Here is a 19,393-nt window from a genome sequence, read left to right as displayed (position 1 = left end):
GAAAATGGTTATTATCTAAATTATTGGAAAATTCGAATTAGAGGCGGCATACAATGAAATATGTTAACTTGGGACGTACAGGCTTGAAAGTAAGTCAGCTTTGCTTGGGAACAATGAATTTTGGTCAAAGCACAGATGAAAAAGAAGCCTTTCGGATCATGGATGCTGCACTGGATGCGGGTGTGAATTTTTTTGATACAGCGAACGGCTACGGTGGCGAGAAGCGTGGGCATACCGAAGAAATTATTGGGAAATGGTTCGCCAAAGGCGGTAATAGACGCGAACGTGTCGTTCTTGCCACCAAAGTATATGGCGATATGCAAGACCCTAACGATGGACCCAATTCGGAGAGTGGACTCTCTGCCTATAAGATCCGGCGACATCTCGAAGGTTCCTTGCGAAGATTGAAGACCGATCATATCGAGCTCTACCAAATGCATCATGTGGATCTAAGCGTGAGCTGGGATGAGTTATGGGAAGTCTTCCAATCCTTTGTGCAAAAAGGAACTGTCGATTATATCGGCTCCAGTAACTTTGCCGGTTGGCACCTTACACTGGCACAAGCCGAAGCGAAAGCGCGGAATCTTCTCGGACTGGTCTCCGAACAACATAAATACAGCTTGTTATGCCGCGAACCGGAGCTTGAAGTATTGCCGGCGGCCAAACATCACGGAATTGGGGTTGTAGCCTGGAGCCCGCTTGCAGGCGGCTTACTAGGGGAGAACGCGCTTAATCCGCAAAAAGGCTCCCGATCTGCTCAAGAAACCAATGCGATCGAAGCTAGACGACCACAATTGGAGCGTTTCGCCGCTCTTTGTTCCGATCTAGGAGAAACCCAATCCAATGTGGCCTTGGCCTGGTTGCTGGCGAACCCGGCGATGACTGCGCCGATCATCGGTCCAAGAACCCAGGAACAACTTGTAAATTCACTAAGAGCTGTTGAGATCGTCTTAGCCGAGGCTACTATGGTTGAGCTAAGCAATATTTTCCCGGGACCCGGCAAGCCAGCACCTGAGGCTTATGCCTGGTAAAAGCGAACACCAAAAGGGACATCCTTTAGCCATTAACATGGCCTTTAGGATGTCCCTTTTTGCTGTGTTCTCTCTATTTCATCAATCAGCCAACATCTATCTATATGGTTAAGCCGTCTGCCCATAAGGCTTCAGGCTGACTCCCTTTTCTTCCTTCTGCTTGTGCATTGGTGCTTTGAGGGAAACCGCGATCAGGCAAGCCAGCAGGCATAAGCAGCCAATGACGATAAAGGTAGGCTTGAATCCTCCCAAGAAAGCGGCGATGAACGAACCGGATAAGGCTCCAATTCCAAAACCCTGATACACAATACCATAGTTCTTGTTATGATTCTTTAGGCCGAAATAGTCACTGACAATCGCCGGAAACACCGTGATGTTACCCCCGAAGCAGAAAGCAATTGCAGCTACACAAGCGAAGAAGAGGCCATAACTCAAGGTTGCGAAGCTCAGTGTCAGCATCGCTATAGCCGTGACGGCAAGCGAAGCACCAACTAGCTTCAAGCGGCTCATTTTATCCGATAACGCTCCAAGAATCAGACGTCCAGCCGTATTGAAAATGGCGATCATGGCTACTGCATTTGCTGCCGTCTGTACATCCAGCCCGGCCAGTTTCACGCCGATATCCTTGACGATCCCGATCAAGTACAAGCCGCTCATACAAGCAGTGAAGAAAATAACGAACAGTAGATAAGCTTCCTTCGTACGCAGCATTTCCTTGACCGTATAGTCCTTTTGCACAGTCGGTACGCCGGATGCAGCAACCGCCGAAGTAACTTGTGCTGCCGGTATCGGAGCTTCTCTGACCAGCAGCGAACCAATGACAATCATCACCATAACGATCATTCCCCAATACAGGAATGTACTCGACACACCCACCGACTCGATCAGGCCGCCGTTAATATATTTAAAGATCAGGCTTCCTGTTCCATAAGCGCCGACGGATACACCGGAGATTAACCCTTTATGCTTCGGAAACCATTTAATGAGATTTGATAGCGAAGTAATGTAAGCAGTACCGTCTGCAAACCCTACAACTACGCCCGCCAACAGGTAGAACATCGGAAGGGAGCTAGCCTGAGAACTGAGTATTAAACCAAGTCCAAGCATAATCCCTGCAACAGCGGTCAGTCTGCGGAGGCCAAACCGATCCTGCAGTTTACCTGCGAACAAGGTAGCAAAGGCTAACGCAAAGCTAGTGATGGAAAAAATTATAGAAACAGAGCTAAGCTCCCACCCGAATTTGGTTACAAGATGGGCATTAAACAGGCTCCATGTGTAGATTGTACCTAGCCCCATTTGCATAATTACTGTACCCAGCACTATAAGCCAGCGTTTCGGGATTTTAGTATCCCTAGTCATTGCCGTAGCCATTGCCGTACTCATGATCCATTCCCTCTTTCTCATCCGTTTGCTGCTAGCATTTCTTTTATAACTTTATTCTAGCGAAACGCAGCAGTTTTGAGAGAAATCTGGAATGAGATGACGGAAATGCAGCATGAACTGCTCCTAGAGACGCATAATCTGCCTGAATTCCTTGACCCGGCTGCGGCTGACCGGCACTTCAAAGTCCAAATCATGCAGCCGCAGCAGATAGGTATTGTTGAACCAGGGAATGATCTCTTTAATCTTGGACAGATTGACGATGTAGGAACGGTGGCAGCGGAAGAAACGATCCTGTGGCAGCCGGCTATGAAAGTCGCTGATGCTAAGTGCCATACTATACTCTTCACCTTTGGTGATCACGCTCGTGGTCTTCTCCTGAGCTGAAGCGTAATAAATTTGATCGGCATCGACGACAATAATCTTTTCGTCCTTCCACAGGTTCACCTTGTCGCTGATCGGAATATGTCCTTCTTCCGTATGTTGGTTGCGGGCCGCATACGCTCCCTCCAGCTTGTGCAGCATCGCTTTGATCCGCAGCTCACTATAGGGCTTAAGAATATAGTCAAAGGCTTCAATCTCGAAAGCCTCTGCAGCATGCTCCTTGTACGCGGTGATGAACACGATATAGGGCTTCACCGCGAACTTGCTAATATTCTGGGCCAGCAGCACACCGTCGATCGAGGGAATATTGATATCCAGAAAAAGCACATCCACCTCTTCTGTCTGCAGATATTTAAGCGCGTCCAGCCCGTCCTCAAACTGGGCGGCAATCTCAATGCCGCTATGCGCCTCTATCAGAAAGGCCAGCTCCTGCCGGGCCAACACTTCATCCTCTACGATTATCGCTCTCATCGGCTCTCCTTTTTAACATCGAAATAGATGTCCGTCCCTTTATCTAACCTGTGGATCGTAAGTCCTTTTCCATAGATCAGCTTCACCCGCTGGTGTACATTAAACAGTCCTATCTTATTCTCCGGCATATTGCCGCTGTAGACCTTCTCTATAGTCTCCTGACTAATGCCGGCTCCGGTATCCTTAATGCCGACCCGTACGGTATCGCCTTGATCTTTTACCGAGATTGTCACGTTCCCCGTTCCCTTCTCCTTGAGGATTCCATGGATAATCGCATTCTCTACAAGCGGCTGAATGATCAGGCTGGGAATACGCACCTGCACCTCGTCGATCTCGTACAGCACTGTAAGACGGTCACCGAAACGTGCTTTTTCAATCTCCACATATTGCCGAACCTGTTGCAGCTCCCGCTTAATATCAATGAATTCGTCCGTCAGCTCCAGATTGTATCTCATATACCCTGATAAATTCACAATCAGCTCTCGTGCTTTATCGGGGTCAATCCGGATGAAGGAGATAATCGCATTCAGTGCATTGAACAGAAAGTGTGGATTAATGCTCGTCTGCAGTGCCTTCAGCTCCGCCTTGTTAGCCATTTCCTTAATGCCCTCCACCCGTGATACTTCCATCAATGTAGAGATAATCTGCGACAATCCAACCGCCATGGCTTGAAGTGAATAGGTGATTTTGTGAGCTTTGGTGTAATAAATCTTCAGCGCTCCCGTCACTTCTCCCTTCTCCTTTAGGGGGATAATGATTAGTGACTTAATCTGTGAATGAAGATAATCCGTATCGTCGTTGCGGATCGTGATCTCGCCACTGGTCAACGTCTCCTTCGTTTCTTCACTAATAATCTCGTTGGCCGTGGCATAATACTCCTCTCCAACACCGATATAAGCAAGAATCAAGCGCGTATCCGTAATCGCCACCGCGTCCGCTCCAATGTCTTCTTTAATAATCTGGCAAATGGTGCGCAGTGACTGTGGATTGATGGTGCGAAAATAGGGCAGTGTCTTGTTGGCAATATCGAGCGCCAGCTTGGATTGTTTAGCGGCTATCCGCTCTTTCTCCCCCTCCACACTCTGCACGAGCATCACGATCATGCCAACACTAAGCTGGCTGATAATCATCGGAAAAGCAATCTTGGATACGATATCCACGCCCAGTGACGTAGGATTAGCCATAACCAAAATTAGCACCATCGTTAACGCCTCACAGCCCATCCCAGCCAGAATACCCGCGATCCAGCGGCGTTCACTAGAGACGCGCCGGTAAATCATACCCGATACTACACCAGCTGTAATACTCGTGATCAGACAGGGCACAGAGGTGACCCCTCCGATATCAATTAGAAAACGGTGCAGCCCTGAAATGATACCCGTTATAAGTCCTACCCATGGACCGAACAGTATCCCCCCGGCCATAATGGCGATGATCCGCACATTAACGAGCGAGCCCTCGACATTAATTCCGCTATACGTCCCGAAGATGGCGAAGGCGCTGAAAATTACCGAACCTATGACAAGCTCCTGAGGAGTGTAAGCCCCTTTTTGAAAAATCTCCTTAAATCGCGGCAGACGCGTCAGTACAAATAGACACATCAATAACAAGGCAGCTCTTTCAAACAGCTGCAGCAGAATCGTAAACGTATATTGCATGGTCACGGCCTCCAAAGGACAATCTATCGGTTCATTATAAGGATCGTTTCTGTTGTTGTCTATGTTCCCCAATCTCTGGGTTTCTGTTACAGAAAGAACATATATTCTTATTATGCGGGGAGGATTTGAACGAATGGAAACTGCCCGTTTGGTTAGTGTAGTCCATGTTTTCCTAATAAGGGGTAACGAGCGCTGATCTCTGCACACGCAATAGAAACGGCTAGCATGTCCTTTCAGGGACGGCCGCCGCTTCCGCGAGAAACGATACTTTATGAAAGAATGGTGAGACTAGTCTTACACCGCTATATCTATGCCAACCACACCCACGATCTCTCCCTGGCGATTCCTGATCGCCCGCAACAGGGTAATGCAAGAGCGCTTCGTAATGGCTGAAACATATGGCTTCGAGACAAATTCGCCTTCATCCATCGCTCCACTCCACCATTCCCGCCGTTTGGCGTTCAGCAGACCTGCCGCAGGTTCAGAGTAAAATAGTCTCAAAAGCACCCTCTATATTCGTCTTAGCTTCGTAGCTGCGTCTCCGCAGGTCTATCTCATATGCATGTGAATAATCTTCCATCTGCTGCAATTCCTCAGTATGTCGGCTGATCTCCTCAAGTGCTCCATGCAGTCAATCCGTTGTCACCACGAAATCAGTCCCAGCAAGACCATAAAGGACACGAATACAAGCTTATGTACCCAGAACATCTCAATCCACACACTGTACAGACCTATAAGCAGTAATAGAACGACTAACAAACCTAGGCTTCGGCGATTCCGTATCATTCACACCCACTCCACTCTGCTGATGTTATATATCCTAACATTATATCAGCAGAGTTTGTGAAATGAAATACTTTCTATTCCATCCGCTCCATCATCGCCCGGGCAATCCATACTCCGGCGGCTCCGGCCTGCGCCAGACCACGAGTAATTCCTGCTCCATCACCGCCGCAGTACAAACCAGCAATTTCCGTCTCGAATTTCTCTGTTAGTTTCGGCCGGGCCGAATAAAATTTGGCTTCTACTCCATAGAACAAAGTGTGTTCAGAGGCGATACCTGGTGTTACTTTTTCCAGGGCCTCTACCATCTCAATCAAACTCTTCATGGTATTGTACGGCAACACCAGCCCAAGGTCGCCCGGAACGGCCTCTTTCAACGTTGGCTCCAGAAACCCTTCACTGATCCGTGTTTCTGTCGAGCGCCGTCCGCGCAGAATGTCACCGTACTTTTGCACAATTACCCCGCCGTTTGACAAATCATTTGCTCTTTTGCAGATCTCCCGAGCGTACTCATTCGGTTTATCAAAAGGCTCTGTAAAGGTATGCGAGACCAGCAAGGCAAAGTTAGTATTCTTAGAACCGAGTGCTGGGTCTTTAAAAGAGTGTCCATTCGCCGCCATGACTCCACTATGGTTCTCCACAACAACATGTCCGGAAGGATTGCTGCAAAAGGTCCGCACACGGGTGCCCACAGAAGTATTGAAGATGAACTTGCCTTCATACAGATGCTCATTGATCTCACGCATAACCACATCTGAGGTTTCCACACGCACACCAACATCCACCTGGTTATTGTACATTTTGAGCCTACGTTTTTTCAGGATCTCAGTCAGCCAAGCTGAACCGTCGCGGCCCGGTGCAATCATCACGAGCGCGGCTTCATGGATATCACCATTCTTGAACGTTATACCCGTAATGCGTTGTGCCCCTTGTTCCTTGACGGTATTAATGTCTTGGACCTCTGTCTTAAACACCATCTCAATACGTGTCTTCAAATACTCATATATAGATTTAAGAATCTCCAGATTCTGTTCTGTACCCAGATGACGTACCTGCGCCCGCAGCAGCTTCAATCCGGCAGCATAACCGCGCTGCTCAATACTACGGATACTTTCAGTGGTAGGGTCAGTAATATTCAATGTAGCTCCATGCTCCAGGTTCACATCGTCAACATAACGGATCAGCTCCAGCACCTTGGATGGAGGTAAATAATCCGTCATCCAGCCACCGAACTCGGTTGTGATATTAAACTTGCCGTCACTGTAAGCTCCTGCTCCCCCAAAGCCGGCAGTGATAGAGCAGGCTGGCATACAGCCAGCAAATTCCTTGCGGCCTGAGGCGGGTGGACACAGTTTGATTTTCTCCTCCAGAATAGGACAATTGCGGCGATAGATATCATGACCCTTGTCTACAAGCAGCACCTTTAAATGTGGCGCCTTACGCGTCAGCTCATAGCAAGCAAAAATTCCAGCCGGACCTGCACCAACTACTATCACATCATATTTACTCATCATATCCTCCTAAAAGTTCTGAAAGCTTCCTATTATAGAACAACAAAAAACCCGACTATTTCATAGGTATGCAAAAAGCACCCTATTCGTAGCCAGGAATTTACGGTTCCCTGTAGAAACCCCCAAACCTTATCATTGAGGATATACGAACAGCATATTTATTTTATGAGCCAATTGAAATTTTATAGAAAATAAACGAATGTGTCAAGTTAATACTCCCTTAATAATTCGTCTTTATATTACATATTCATGAAATACACTATAAATCATCTAATAGGATAGGTGAAATCCGAACATTGTCATTATTACATCCCTTGGAAGGAACTAATGGGATTTTGTCGAATATATAACTATCATCACCGGAAAAGAGGAACATCTTATGTTTACCCTTCCGCAAACTCCTCGCCAGAACTATTGGAACCGTATGCTTCTCAATGCCCATTGGATTGTACTTTTTGTATATTTGGCGAGTAAAATTTTCGTTAGCCTTTCCATGTGGTATACGAGGCCTCAACTGTCGATCGGAAATTATTTTTCCGTTCATGTGCTAGTTCCTGCTTCTTTTATATTTATTCTGAACTTAATTCTGGAATATATATATAGACATAAATCTCAACTCACCGAACTTTCAATTACCGTTGCTAGTCATCTGTTCGCGATCCTGATTATCATGTATATCAGCCCGGAAATTCATGTCAAACCCCTTATTATGCTGCTTCCACTGCTTGTTTCTATGATTTATTTAAAAATTAGCTATTTGCTGGCTTCTACTGCCTTTTGTCTCTTCTATATCATTCTATTGTTCTTTAACACATCAACCTACGATTACACCTTGCGCATAGATAATATCATTATAGCTATTCTTTTTACTGGGACTTCACTGGCTGGATTCGGTATCATCGCCCGCGGTCAAGACCTCATACAGTCTTTGAAAGTTTCGGTGAAATCCGAACAAGATCTGCGGATTCAGAACATCATTATGGATCGTCTATCCAAGATCGACCCCCTCACCGATTTGTACAATCATAAAACCTTCCACGAATATTTAGGTTGGCTAATTGAACACCAGCAGAACAATCCATTTCCGATGCAACTGGGAATTATGGATATTGATAATTTTAAACTGGTAAATGATTTGTATGGGCACCGTATTGGCGATATTGTCCTTAAGCAAGTGGCAGCGATTGTGTTGAAGGAGGTTGGACCTGACGACTTTGCCGCTCGCTATGGCGGAGAGGAATTCGCAATTATTCTGACCGCCAAGACGCTGAAAGAATCCTATGAGATTATGGAGCGAATACGGACGGGGATCGCAGGGATGTCCATAAGTGAAATGGAAGGCAAAACGGTGACAGTGAGCATCGGGATGCATGACTTAGCAGGTACGGATTCCAAGAACTCCATCTTCCAAAAAACGGATGATGCCCTTTACGAAGCGAAGCGGACGGGGAAGAACAAAATAGTGCTTGTCTAAAAAAAATTATTGTCTTTATAAAAACGAGCCTCGGAGACAACTCCGGGGCTCGTTTATTTGGACTTACCTCTTTCCAGCTCTTTCATTCTTGCTTTTAAGCTGAGTTCTATACTCCGTAACGCTTCTCCGGTTTAAGAAAAGGCTCTAATTGACTTACCGGTACGGGTCTGCTGATCAGGTAGCCTTGTATCTTATCGCAACCGGCTTCTTTAAGGAAAGCCAGCTGGCTGACATCTTCTACACCTTCCGCCACGACCTCCAGTCCCATATTATGGCCCAACTGCACAATGGTCTGGACGAAAGATTGACTATAGGCTTTGTCTGCTAATGAATCAATAAAGGTTTTATCCATTTTGAGCGTGGAAATGGGTAGCTGTTGTAAATAGCTGAGTGAAGAATAGCCAGTCCCGAAATCATCCAAAGCGATCCGGATCCCACGTGATTTCAGAAATTCCAGTTTACTTACAATGCTGTCGAAAGATTCCATAAAGATCGACTCCGTGATTTCAAGTTCGAGGCAGTTCGGCATAAGGCCACTAACGGCCAGACTATCCAGCACAACATCGGTAAAGTCGTCCTGCAGCATCTGAATGACTGATATGTTGACCGAAATTTTGTAGCGGCTGCCTACCCGATCATGAATTCCCTTCATCACGTGGCAGGCTTCTCTAAGCACCCATTCCCCAATGTACACAATCAACCTGGAATCTTCGGCTATTTTAATAAATGAAAGCGGCGAAACAAAACCCAGCTCCGAGCTGTTCCAGCGGATCAAAGCCTCAAATCCGGAGATGAATCCGGACTGGATATCTACCTGAGGTTGGTAATACAGTTCAAATTCATTATTGTTCATCGCACTTCGCAAATGTTTTTCAATATTCATCCGCTCATTAAAAGCAGTATGCATCGACTTATCGTAGACTACATATCTGCCCTTACCTTCTTCTTTGGCACGGTACATAGCTACATCGGCATTCTTCAGGATTTCTTCTGTTGTTTCACCGTCCTCCGGATAAAACGAAATACCGATGCTAACCGTGACGTACAAGTTACTTTCTCCGATCAGAAATGACTTTCTGAATGCTCTCATAATATTCTCAGCCAATGTGAACACGGCTTCAGGGTTCTCCTCATCTTTGAGGAAGATCACGAATTCATCACCACCCAAGCGCGACAGCACATCACCTTCACTAACCACAGACTGCAATCTTTCGCTCGCTTTGCGGATCAGAATATCTCCGAATTTATGCCCTAACGTATCGTTAATGTATTTGAAATTGTCTGTATCCACAAACAGCAGCGCTGCCGTACCTCCTGGCCGCCGAAAAAAATTCTCCATGGACTCCAACAAAGATACACGGTTAGGCAAATTACTCAAAGAGTCCACATAGGCCAGGCGGTGCATGTTCTTCTGATTCTCCAGCAGCATATCATATTGTCCCACCAGCTCCTGCTGGGTTGCCGTAAGCTGCTCATACGTAGCTTCAAGCTCCTGATAGCTGTTGTTCAGTTTGAACTCTACCTGCTTGCGTTTGCTGATATCAATCAATGAACCAATGAATAAAAGGATTTTGTCCCTTGGATCAACGATCGCTTTCCCTCTAACCTCAAACCAAATATATTTATTATCCTTAGTACGCATCCGATATTCGGTCTCATAAATAGGAGTAAGACCGTTAAGGTGTTCTTGCCTTGCCTTACGGGAGGAATCTTGGTCATCAGGGTGAATAACACTAAGCACCCCTCCCTCGAACGAGTTGATCTCATCCTCACTATAACCCATGACTTCATACCAACGATCCGACAGGATATAGTGTCCATCCTCCCAATCAAGTTCCCACATATATGCCCCTGAGCCCTCCGAAGCCAGACGAAAGCGGCGTTCACTGATCTGCAGCTTATCGAATTGATCGTGCAGCTCCACTTCCGTCGCCGCCAGCTCTTCATAAGTGGATTCCAGCTCCTGATAACTCCGCTGAAGCTCAAGCTCATTCTGCTTTTGTTCATCAATATCCAGTCCGACTAACACAAAAATCTTCGCCGTCTGCTTGTCTAACCCTTCGATAACGGTGGTCCGGATAGAGTAATGCCGTGCTGCAGGAGCATTATTCGGAAGCTTCAGTTCGACGTTACTGACATAATCCTGCTGAATCGCTCGTTTCAGTAGTTGCCTGAGCTCAGCAGGACTTCCCTCCAGACCTGCGATATCATCTATACTTTTACCCAATACATCTTTCTCCCGTAAACCTGTCATCCTCTCCGCATATTCGTTGAAGCGAACAGTCCTTTTATCTGCTTGGACCGCCCAAACCATACTCCCGGTATGATCTATAACATCTTCAAAAAATTGCTGTTCGGAGTGAATTACCCGCCGCAAGTGATTAATATACATTTTAAGTAAAACTCCACCAAATACCAGAAGACAGAGTCCGATGACTACCCAGGAAATAATGCGGCTGCGTATTAATGATTTATAGTAATCGGAATGTTCCAAAAAATATTGCTGGTGCAATTCTTCAAAAGCTCCAGAACGCTGCAGACGCTCCAGCCGGGCATTAATGTAAGAAACCAGCTCCGGTGAGGACTTATTTACCCCATAGGCAAAGTCCCTCGGGTATAGATCACTCATTTCACGTACAATGTTACCCGTTAATCCCTTATCAACAATCAGGTAATCAACCACATCCTGATTCTCAAATAATAGGTCAATCTCCCCGTTGTCAAGTGCTTTCAGGGCATCCGAAACCGTTGCATATTCTATGTATTGTTTAATTCCTGCCTTGCTGCGCAATACACTTTCCGTATATTGATCTTTGCCTACCCCTATCTTATAGTTGCCTAAAGTGCTCAGGTTCACTGCACTTTTGAATACTTTGCTTTGTCTTGCGTAGACGGATATATAGGTTCTTAGTACAGGCTTCGAGAATAATACCTGCTGCTTTCTTTCTTCGGTAACAGCCATAAGTCCGGTTGTATCAATATCTCCCTGAATCAACCGCTTTTGCACTTCGCCCCATTTACCTGTACTATAATGGAGCATATAATCCTGTTTCTCAAAAATCATACTGGTCAGATCCACATCAAAACCAGTCAAATATCCATTCTGTAAGTATTTGTATGGCGGATAATCCAATTCTGCCTGGTACCTAATATCCTCTTTTTGAGCATGAGCGGCAACAGGAGGTGCAAGTACAAGCACAAGACTAATCAGAAGCAAGAGTTTACACCGCTTCATCGCAAATTCCCCTTTTTTCCAGAAATTCAGATATCAACATTCACACCAATCCTGTATTCGACAAAAAATGGTAGGGTTCCTGCTAGTTCGTCCTTTATTCCATATAAAATGTGCAAATCCCCCTCTTTTCGCCAGTATTTAAAATTGTAACAATTTCAAAGTAAGATCCTTTATTTTTATATTGCTTTTTACCTGTAATATGTGGATAATAGCTATAACGGTTGATAATGATTATCATTATTAGATTGATTAAAAGGAGACTGAACACCCATGAATATAGCCACTACCCGGACCGCATTGCAGGTTGACGATTATCTGGATCTGCTCAATCTTGCCGTTAAAGTTGGAGATTTGAAATGGCAAAAAGAGATTAAATCCAGGTTGCAGTACATTTTATGCCTGCAAATCAGATAATAATTATATACATGACCGCATTCCTTTTTTACGGGGAATGCGGTTTTTTGTTATTCTGTTTTTGGGGCAAAGGGACTTAGCCGCAGTCAAGTATTGTTTAATGATATAGTATAATTAGTAGCATAATATAATGAATAAAAGTCCTAAGGATCGGAGCGTGTCAGCTTGAAGAAATATATAGCGTTGTTCTTGATGCTTAGCCTGCTGTGGATACCCAGTGTATACGCTATAGGTGCTCATACTCAGCAAGGATTAGTTACAGATGAAGCCGGTATGCTTAGTACAGCAGAAATCGCTTCTATTGAAAAGATGGCTACCACAGATCTTTTTACATTTCACGTGCTAACTGTGGATTCTTTAAAAGGAATGGCTTCAAATGAATATGCGAGTGATATCTATGATGCATGGAAACTTTCCACACGAGATATTCTCTTATTGATTTCTGCCGGAGATCAGCAGATCGAACTCCATTTTGATAATCCAGGACTGCAGACTTCATTGAACTCTTGGTCGCAAAATCAGGGTGGGAGCACTGGAAGCTCAGCTATTACCAAGCTGATCGATACTTATTTCATTCCTTATGCCAAAGATGGCGATTTCGCCGGGGGAGTATCCTCCCTAATAATAGCTATACCGTCCGTCGTCAGTTCCCCAGATACTGGTTCTGCTACTGAAAGCCCAGGAGGCAGCAACGCTATTGGCAGCTCGGACAGTGGCACAGCGGATAGTAGTACAACCGACACTGAGAACAGCGGTAAATCCGACAGTGGTACAGCAGGCACTGTGAACGTTAGCTCTTCCGGCCTGTCTCCACTCATCCTTGCAGCTATTGTAATCGGAGCTGTACTACTACTGCTTGTGTTATTCGTAGTTCTGTCAGGACTGCGTCGTCGTAAGCAGCTCAGTGAACAGCAGGAGAAATTATCTGATTTGCTTGTACGAGCTAGCCAGGCTTTGGAAACACTGAAGCCATTCCAGGGAATTGTTCAGGGCAAAACAGGAGAAATGGTTGAGGCGATCTCTAAACGCCTATCTGACCAGCTCATTCAGATCTCCGCAGTCCAGAGCAAAGGCAAGGGCTCCTTACCTCCGCTGTACCAGCTCTCTGCCCTAAAGGCAGCTCTGGAGCAGCTTCAGCAGACCGAACTTTCTTTCCAATCAGCGATTGAAACGGAAGAAAGGAACATCGCTGTCATTAGCGAAGCAGACCGCAACGTCAAACAGCGCATCACAGAGCTGAAAAAGGATGCGCCGGAGATTGACGAACAACTGCAGAGTACGGTTAAGGAAACTGGCTTTGCGCTGCAAGAGATTATAGAAGATATTAAGGAACTCACGGAGGAGACGGCTAAGGCTGATCAATTAGAGCTCTTCGATCCGATTGCGGCACAGGAAGTTACTGAGGATGCACAAGAACTGCAGGAGAAGATTGAGCAGGATCTTCAGGATGTGGATACCTACGAAGATAAGGTGAATGAATTCCCCGGAGTTTTGTCGGCTGCTCGCACCAAAATCGCCGGGATCATTGAACAACATTCATTGCAGAATATGAAAGTTAAACCCTATGACTCTCTAGATCAAGCCAATGCAGAGGCTGCTGCACTAGAGGAACCTCTGCGTAGCGGTGACATGGATGAAGTGCGAAAGATTGCTACACACCTTGATTCCCTTCTGAATGAAGCTGTCGCAATGACGGAACGACAGGCCCTTTTGCGGCAGAATAATCGTAGAGACCTGGAAACTGTCCTGAGCAATTGGAGCCAGCTGAAGCAGCAAAGAGATGGGCTGCAGAGTCGAATTACCGAGGCTCGGGGTTATTTTGTAGAACAGCATATAACCAGTATAGAAGAAGTGTTGGAGGAATGGAGTAGACGCCTGCGTGAGGGTGCCACTGAAGTGCCGCAGCTTGAGACTTGGACCAGTGATGAGCGCGGTGAATATGATAAAGCACGCAGTGGACTTGACCAACTGATGTCCATGCAGGATGAGGCCGGACAACAGTTTAACCATCTCACGAGAAGTTTGGATGAGCTTCAGGAACGGTTGGATAAAGTCACACGACTCTTTTCAGAAGGGCAAATCCGCGTGGATACGGCACAACAGATGCTTCAGAGCCGGGGCTTAACATCAAGAACCCACTTCCAGCTATCCCTTCTGCCGGAATATGCTGAACTGGAGCAGAGGCTGTCTGCCCGTCCGGCTAATCTGGATGAGCTGGAAGCGCTTGGTCAGTCTTTTACTGTGCAGATAGATTCCTTTGTAGATGAAGTAAGCAGGCTTGTCCGTCAACTAGAGGAAGAGGAACGTCAAGCTCAGCTGGCCCTGATGAGAGAAAGACAGCGTAAAGAACAAGCCCGCAAACGTATGTCCTCCGGGCCGCCCTCTTCTGGCGGATTTGGAGGCGGTGGGGGTCGTTCTTCCGGTGGTTCCTCTTGGGGTGGAGGCGGAGGTAAATCAGGGGGGCGTTCTTCCGGCGGCTCCAAGTGGTAAGCCCCTATTGCACTTGCATTTGTTTAATAAAATCACTATAAGCGGGTGGAAGGAAGCGATCCTTGCGGTAAATCAGCTGAATATAGAATCTTTGTTCAGCGCCGGCTATGGGAATGGCTCTTATTGAGCCCTGTCGTCTTTCTTCCTCAATCGCATAGCCCGGTAAGAATGCAGTTCCCCACTGATGCTTCACTGCTTGTTTTATCCCCTCCAGATTTCCGAACTCCATATCAATTCTGGGGGATATGCCGGACTGCTTCAACTCATGCAGTAAATACTGCCTGTAGGTACAAGTATCCTCCGTTAGGATGAGCGGCTCTCCTGCCAACTGCGAGAGTGAAAGTTCAGGCTGAAGTGCTAAGGGATGCTCAGGATGTGTAATAATAAACAATTGCTCCTGCCGTAGCGCCAGTGATACCAGTTCCTCCGATACATAAGGCGTATCGAAGATCAAACCAAAGTCAGCTGATTTCTCTTTTACAGCTGTGATAATCTCTACCTCTGATCCAGGCTGAACACGCAGTTGAATACCTGGATATCGGTCTCTGTAGTGATGCAGGCGATGAGGCAAGTAGTATGCCGCCAAGCTCTCAATCGCACCGATCGCTAGTATACCTTTGTTCCCACCGGAGATAATCCCCTTCACTTCTTCATTCAGTGCCAGCATTTGCCGTGCATAGGGCAGCAGGCTTTTACCAGCAAAAGTAGGCATCATCCCTCGACCCACCCGCTCCAGCAGTATCGCTCCATATACTTCCTCCAGCTTGGCAATCTGTGCGGTTATACTGGACTGGGCATAACCCAGATTTTCTGCCGCCCGGGTATAGCTACCGCAGGTAACCACTTCACAAAAGGTACGCAAATAGGTCAATTCCATCGTAACTTCTCCAATCTATATATCAATAATTTCGATAGTTATCATCCAATACTATAGATAACTGTAATTTACAAGGTGTTATACAATATATTCAGAAACTCAAACTTTTAGGAGGCTCTACGATGAAGATCAAACCTAAAACACAGGTGCTTAGTACACCAGCCGCGCGGCCTGAAGAAGCAGTAGAATATTTCACAGCCAAAGGTCGGTATGAAACCGATATTGCCGATGTCGCATTCGATTTGCAGGAGGGCATTATCGGATTCACAATCATTGATGTCCGTGATGCACAGTCTTATGAGGAAGCCCACCTGCCGGGCGCCTTGTCCCTCCCCTTCGGACAGATTAAACGTTCCACCCTGGTATTTCCTAAAGGAGATGTCCTAGTCCTGTATTGCTGGGGGCCGGCCTGTAACGGAGCAAGCAAAGCGGCTGCAAAACTTGCTGCATTAGGCTATCCGGTTAAGGAGATGATAGGCGGCATTGAATATTGGCGTAAGGAGGGCGGCTCACTGGAAGGTACGCTTGGTGACAAGGCCCCTATCTATTGGAACATGCACTGACTTGATAGTCTCATATTCTCTATAGTCAGGAGATAAATCGAGAAATATATGGATAAGTTATCATGTGAAACCTATAAATTCTTATCTTTTCAAAAAAACCCCGCCCCCTACAGGGGGCGAAGCCTATAACCGTAAGTACTAACTAGTAACCTCTGTTCTTCCACTTAATGCTGCTCATCATCCAAAAAGGGCTTATTCACATAGTAGTACATAACCCCCATCAAGACACCGCCGCCAATTAGATTACCCAGAGTTACAGGCACAAGATTGTGCACTACACCACCCCACGATATGGTTCCGGGATGATCAAGCACCAGCGCGATAGCGAAGGTACACATATTCGCAATACTATGCTCATAACCGGAGATAAAGAAGCAGAATACAAACAAGACCATCGCAAACATCTTGGCTCCGTCGCCTTTCATCGACATCGGAACGAAAAAAGCCAGACAGACTAGCCAGTTACAAAGAATAGCCCGGAAGAACAACTGTATCGCAGGAGCCTCCATCTTATGAGCCACCACATTGAGCAAAAATCCATTTACATTGGAGTCATAAAACAGCCCTGTTAAATAGATCAACAATGCAAAAGCAGCCGCACCGAGAATGTTTCCGATATAGCTGATTACCCACATCCGAACGACTTCGGTCCATTGCATCTTGCGCCTTAATGCGGCATAAGTGAAATAAAACGTATCTCCAGTAAACAGATCACCGCCACCGTATGAGATCAGAATAATAGCTGCACCAAACGTTATCGCAGCCATCGGATAAGTCATCGGTGATTGCTCCATATAGAAGAAGTTGCCTGTCTTGAACGCTACAATTACACCGAATCCGATAAACATACTGGCTAGCATGGCCCTGGCAATATAACGAAATACGCTTTGCCGATAAATCTTCTGTTTCTTGAGAGCCAATCGTTCTACCTGCAGCAACGCCTCGTTCTCCATGTGACCTCCGCTCCAAAAGTGGTATTTTCAACGAGTAGAGCTAATGGGTCAGCCCTTGGGTTATTATACCCAATACACCGTTGGAAATTGCTTGAATCACGAAGTGTCGGAGAACTCATTTAAATTTGAAATAATTGCGTTAGGAGCTGTCATCATTCAGTTCTGCAATAGCTTCTGCTTTCTCACTGCTGGCTACGATGATAAGCACAAGTATCAAGCATCCCAGAGTCATATGCCTATCCTCACCTTCTCCACATGTAGTCTTGTGACAACTTATGTGTGAAAGTGCGGATTTATGAATGAATACTTGCGCAAATAGGATCCCTTAGTTGAGGAAATTGCTCAGTTGATTGTCCGTGCCACCTTGCTTCAGAGCCTCAGGCTGCTGGGCTTCGTTAATCCCTAAACGATTGCTCAGCTGCGTATTGATCGTTGTCATCTTGGATGTATAATCCTGACAGCTCTCAATAATACGGCGGTTGGACTGTTCAGAAGTATCCAATGCACTCAGCAAATCGCCAATGGCCTGATTGACGGCCTCTAAAGACATGGAGGGCTTAGAGAGCAGCTCCGTTGTTTTCTCCGTAGTGGTGCGGAGTAGACGTGCATTTTCTTTGAACTGATCCTCAATTGTCTTATTCGTGGCTTCGACAGCAGAAATAACGTTCTCTTGGTCAGCCAGGGACATCGCAATCATTGCCGATACAGTGATCAGATTAGAGGTTTTATCAATAGCATTGTTTACGGAATCAATCAGCTTGTCGTTATTATCATTGATGATATCTGTGGCAGCAATCGCTTGATTGTAGAGCAGAATCATTTCGGTCATGGACTGGATGCGAACCATTACTTTACGCAGGCCACGCTCCAGATACGTTTTACGCAGCTCATTTTCTGGCTTGGCGATCTCAAGCTCGAACATCTCTTTTAGCTTGTTGCCAAAAGAAATCTTGGTTTGCAGGTTGTAAATTTCCTCCATGGAGCTGCGTTTTAGCTGCCGCATGTTTACGATACTCTCTTCTAGGTTATCTCTGCCGTCCCGCAGACCGGTAATAATAGCGTCAATGTTGGTGCGGACAGATTGATATTTATATACGTAGTTTTTGAGCGGACTCTTGCGCAGAATTTTGCCGAAAAAGCTTACATTTTTACTTTGCTGCAGATTCTCGCATTCATTGCGCAGCTTCATAATCATATTCGGTACTTCGACACGTTTGCCGGACATCAATTCATTGACTGGACGATCCAGCAGCTTGAGGGTTTGTCCCGCTTTTTCCTGCGTCTTTACTCCAAGCTTACCGATCTCATCCATCAAAGAATCCAGTGTAACCGTATCCGTCTTGGCTACCTTCTCAATCAGCTGAGAAGCCTCCTGGACTACTTTCTGCTCGTCCTCTTTTTTCAATTGGATCAACTGCGTGGACATGGGTTTCCCTCCTTATAATTCGGAACTGCTATATCGCTGATGAATCAGTTCCGCCTTCGTCTGAAGTTCCATCAGGTCTTTATGCTCGATCGTCGATGCGATATCCGATATTTTGGTATCGACATCTTTCAGACCATTCAGCAGCATTCTCCGGTTCTTAGTTTTTGCTTCGCCGCCAAGCCGTAGGAACGGATTAATGACACCATTCAGATCCTTTAGGATCAATCTCCGGACCGTATGATTAATCTCAGCATTTCCCAGCTCCTGCAGCAGTGGAATTACACGTTGAAGCCGGGCAAACAATGCCAGCGACTTCTCGACAATTTCATTATCCAACGTATTCTGCTGTCCTTCGGAAATAATCATATCCTCCAGAATACTGAGGTATTCGACCACCGGAGCGAACTCCGGTCCAATCTTGAAGTCAGAGTGCCCCTTATTACCGGACAAGTGACCCACTGGTGCCGTATTCCCAGCAACTGGATTGCTTATCTCCGGAGTGGGCGGCGCCGGTCCTGGAGCGATGGATATCACTTCAGGACCTGCCGGAAGAACCTCTGCTGGCAGGTTGGTTCTTGAGCGCCTGCCCCCCACAAGACCATATGCTGCGCCGGCAACCGGCAACAACAAGGAGAGCATCTCCGGCAAAAAGGCGCTTGTCAGTACAGCAGCTGCATAACCAACCCCGGCGTAAATTACTATTTTAAGTTTAGAAAAAATGGTTCTCACCTCTTGTGAATCTG

The 19,393-nt window shown here is 46.2% G+C and carries 16 protein-coding genes and 1 riboswitch; of the genes, 5 read left to right on the top strand and 11 right to left on the bottom strand.

Going from position 1 to position 19,393, the window contains the following annotated elements:
• Positions 1 to 53: 53 nt before the first annotated feature.
• Entirely contained in the window at positions 54 to 1,031 is a 978-nt protein-coding gene (locus GJB61_RS20225) for an aldo/keto reductase (RefSeq protein WP_154120841.1), read from the top strand.
• 108 nt (positions 1,032 to 1,139) lie between these two features.
• Here the strand turns inward: GJB61_RS20225 and GJB61_RS20220 are convergent, their stop codons facing one another.
• From GJB61_RS20220 to GJB61_RS20195, 6 genes are all read right to left on the bottom strand, one after another.
• Complete coding sequence (locus tag GJB61_RS20220; protein ID WP_229522108.1) at positions 1,140 to 2,414, bottom strand: L-lactate MFS transporter; 1,275 nt, start codon at positions 2,412 to 2,414, stop codon at positions 1,140 to 1,142.
• Between the two features lie 123 nt (positions 2,415 to 2,537).
• Positions 2,538 to 3,266 (bottom strand): LytR/AlgR family response regulator transcription factor, encoded by a 729-nt coding sequence (locus GJB61_RS20215; protein WP_154120840.1) that lies wholly within the window; start codon positions 3,264 to 3,266, stop codon positions 2,538 to 2,540.
• Positions 3,263 to 4,924 carry a sensor histidine kinase gene (locus GJB61_RS20210; RefSeq protein WP_154120839.1) on the bottom strand — a complete coding sequence of 554 codons (1,662 nt, stop codon included), beginning with the start codon at positions 4,922 to 4,924 and terminating at the stop codon, positions 3,263 to 3,265. Before GJB61_RS20210 ends, GJB61_RS20215 begins: the two co-directional genes overlap by 4 nt.
• A 294-nt stretch (positions 4,925 to 5,218) precedes the next feature.
• Positions 5,219 to 5,431 (bottom strand): PDC sensor domain-containing protein, encoded by a 213-nt coding sequence (locus tag GJB61_RS20205; protein ID WP_229522106.1) that lies wholly within the window; start codon positions 5,429 to 5,431, stop codon positions 5,219 to 5,221.
• A 135-nt stretch (positions 5,432 to 5,566) separates the two neighbouring features.
• Positions 5,567 to 5,710 (bottom strand): hypothetical protein, encoded by a 144-nt coding sequence (locus GJB61_RS20200; RefSeq protein WP_154120837.1) that lies wholly within the window; start codon positions 5,708 to 5,710, stop codon positions 5,567 to 5,569.
• A 74-nt stretch (positions 5,711 to 5,784) separates the two neighbouring features.
• On the bottom strand, positions 5,785 to 7,218 hold the full coding sequence (locus GJB61_RS20195; RefSeq protein WP_154120946.1) for an NAD(P)/FAD-dependent oxidoreductase: 1,434 nt from the start codon (positions 7,216 to 7,218) through the stop codon (positions 5,785 to 5,787).
• 69 nt (positions 7,219 to 7,287) lie between these two features.
• A riboswitch (purine riboswitch) is annotated at positions 7,288 to 7,387 on the bottom strand.
• Positions 7,388 to 7,597: 210 nt separating this feature from the next.
• Between GJB61_RS20195 and GJB61_RS20190 the strand changes: the two genes are divergently transcribed.
• Positions 7,598 to 8,692: a GGDEF domain-containing protein gene (locus GJB61_RS20190; RefSeq protein ID WP_154120836.1), complete on the top strand. Its 1,095-nt coding sequence runs from the start codon at positions 7,598 to 7,600 to the stop codon at positions 8,690 to 8,692.
• A 106-nt stretch (positions 8,693 to 8,798) separates the two neighbouring features.
• Here the strand turns inward: GJB61_RS20190 and GJB61_RS20185 are convergent, their stop codons facing one another.
• Positions 8,799 to 11,927: an EAL domain-containing protein gene (locus GJB61_RS20185; protein WP_154120835.1), complete on the bottom strand. Its 3,129-nt coding sequence runs from the start codon at positions 11,925 to 11,927 to the stop codon at positions 8,799 to 8,801.
• A 270-nt stretch (positions 11,928 to 12,197) separates the two neighbouring features.
• On the opposite strand from GJB61_RS20185, the gene GJB61_RS31305 reads away from it, so the two are divergent.
• Positions 12,198 to 12,341, top strand: coding sequence for a hypothetical protein (locus GJB61_RS31305; protein WP_195724413.1), 144 nt, complete (start codon positions 12,198 to 12,200; stop codon positions 12,339 to 12,341).
• 165 nt (positions 12,342 to 12,506) lie between these two features.
• Positions 12,507 to 14,831: a TPM domain-containing protein gene (locus tag GJB61_RS20180; protein ID WP_154120834.1), complete on the top strand. Its 2,325-nt coding sequence runs from the start codon at positions 12,507 to 12,509 to the stop codon at positions 14,829 to 14,831.
• A 4-nt stretch (positions 14,832 to 14,835) separates the two neighbouring features.
• On the opposite strand, the gene GJB61_RS20175 is transcribed toward GJB61_RS20180, so the two are convergent.
• A complete protein-coding gene (locus tag GJB61_RS20175; protein ID WP_154120833.1) occupies positions 14,836 to 15,708 on the bottom strand; it encodes a LysR family transcriptional regulator in 873 nt (290 codons plus the stop codon).
• A 122-nt stretch (positions 15,709 to 15,830) separates the two neighbouring features.
• Between GJB61_RS20175 and GJB61_RS20170 the strand changes: the two genes are divergently transcribed.
• A complete protein-coding gene (locus GJB61_RS20170; protein WP_154120832.1) occupies positions 15,831 to 16,271 on the top strand; it encodes a rhodanese-like domain-containing protein in 441 nt (146 codons plus the stop codon).
• 164 nt (positions 16,272 to 16,435) lie between these two features.
• Here the strand turns inward: GJB61_RS20170 and GJB61_RS20165 are convergent, their stop codons facing one another.
• The 3 genes from GJB61_RS20165 to GJB61_RS20155 form a co-directional block, all read right to left on the bottom strand.
• Positions 16,436 to 17,224, bottom strand: a complete 789-nt coding sequence (locus GJB61_RS20165; protein ID WP_154120831.1) for a formate/nitrite transporter family protein — start codon at positions 17,222 to 17,224, stop codon at positions 16,436 to 16,438.
• Positions 17,225 to 17,549: 325 nt separating this feature from the next.
• The gene (locus GJB61_RS20160; protein WP_154120830.1) at positions 17,550 to 18,650 is read right to left on the bottom strand and encodes a toxic anion resistance protein; all 1,101 of its coding nucleotides are present in this window, start codon (positions 18,648 to 18,650) and stop codon (positions 17,550 to 17,552) included.
• Positions 18,651 to 18,662: 12 nt separating this feature from the next.
• The gene (locus GJB61_RS20155) at positions 18,663 to 19,370 is read right to left on the bottom strand and encodes a hypothetical protein (RefSeq protein WP_338115996.1); all 708 of its coding nucleotides are present in this window, start codon (positions 19,368 to 19,370) and stop codon (positions 18,663 to 18,665) included.
• Positions 19,371 to 19,393: the final 23 nt, after the last annotated feature.

Origin of the sequence: Paenibacillus monticola (genome assembly GCF_009664975.1) — a bacterium.
Taxonomy (GTDB): Bacteria; Bacillota; Bacilli; order Paenibacillales; family Paenibacillaceae; genus Paenibacillus_AQ; species Paenibacillus_AQ monticola.
This window is presented reverse-complemented; position numbering and strand designations above follow the sequence as displayed.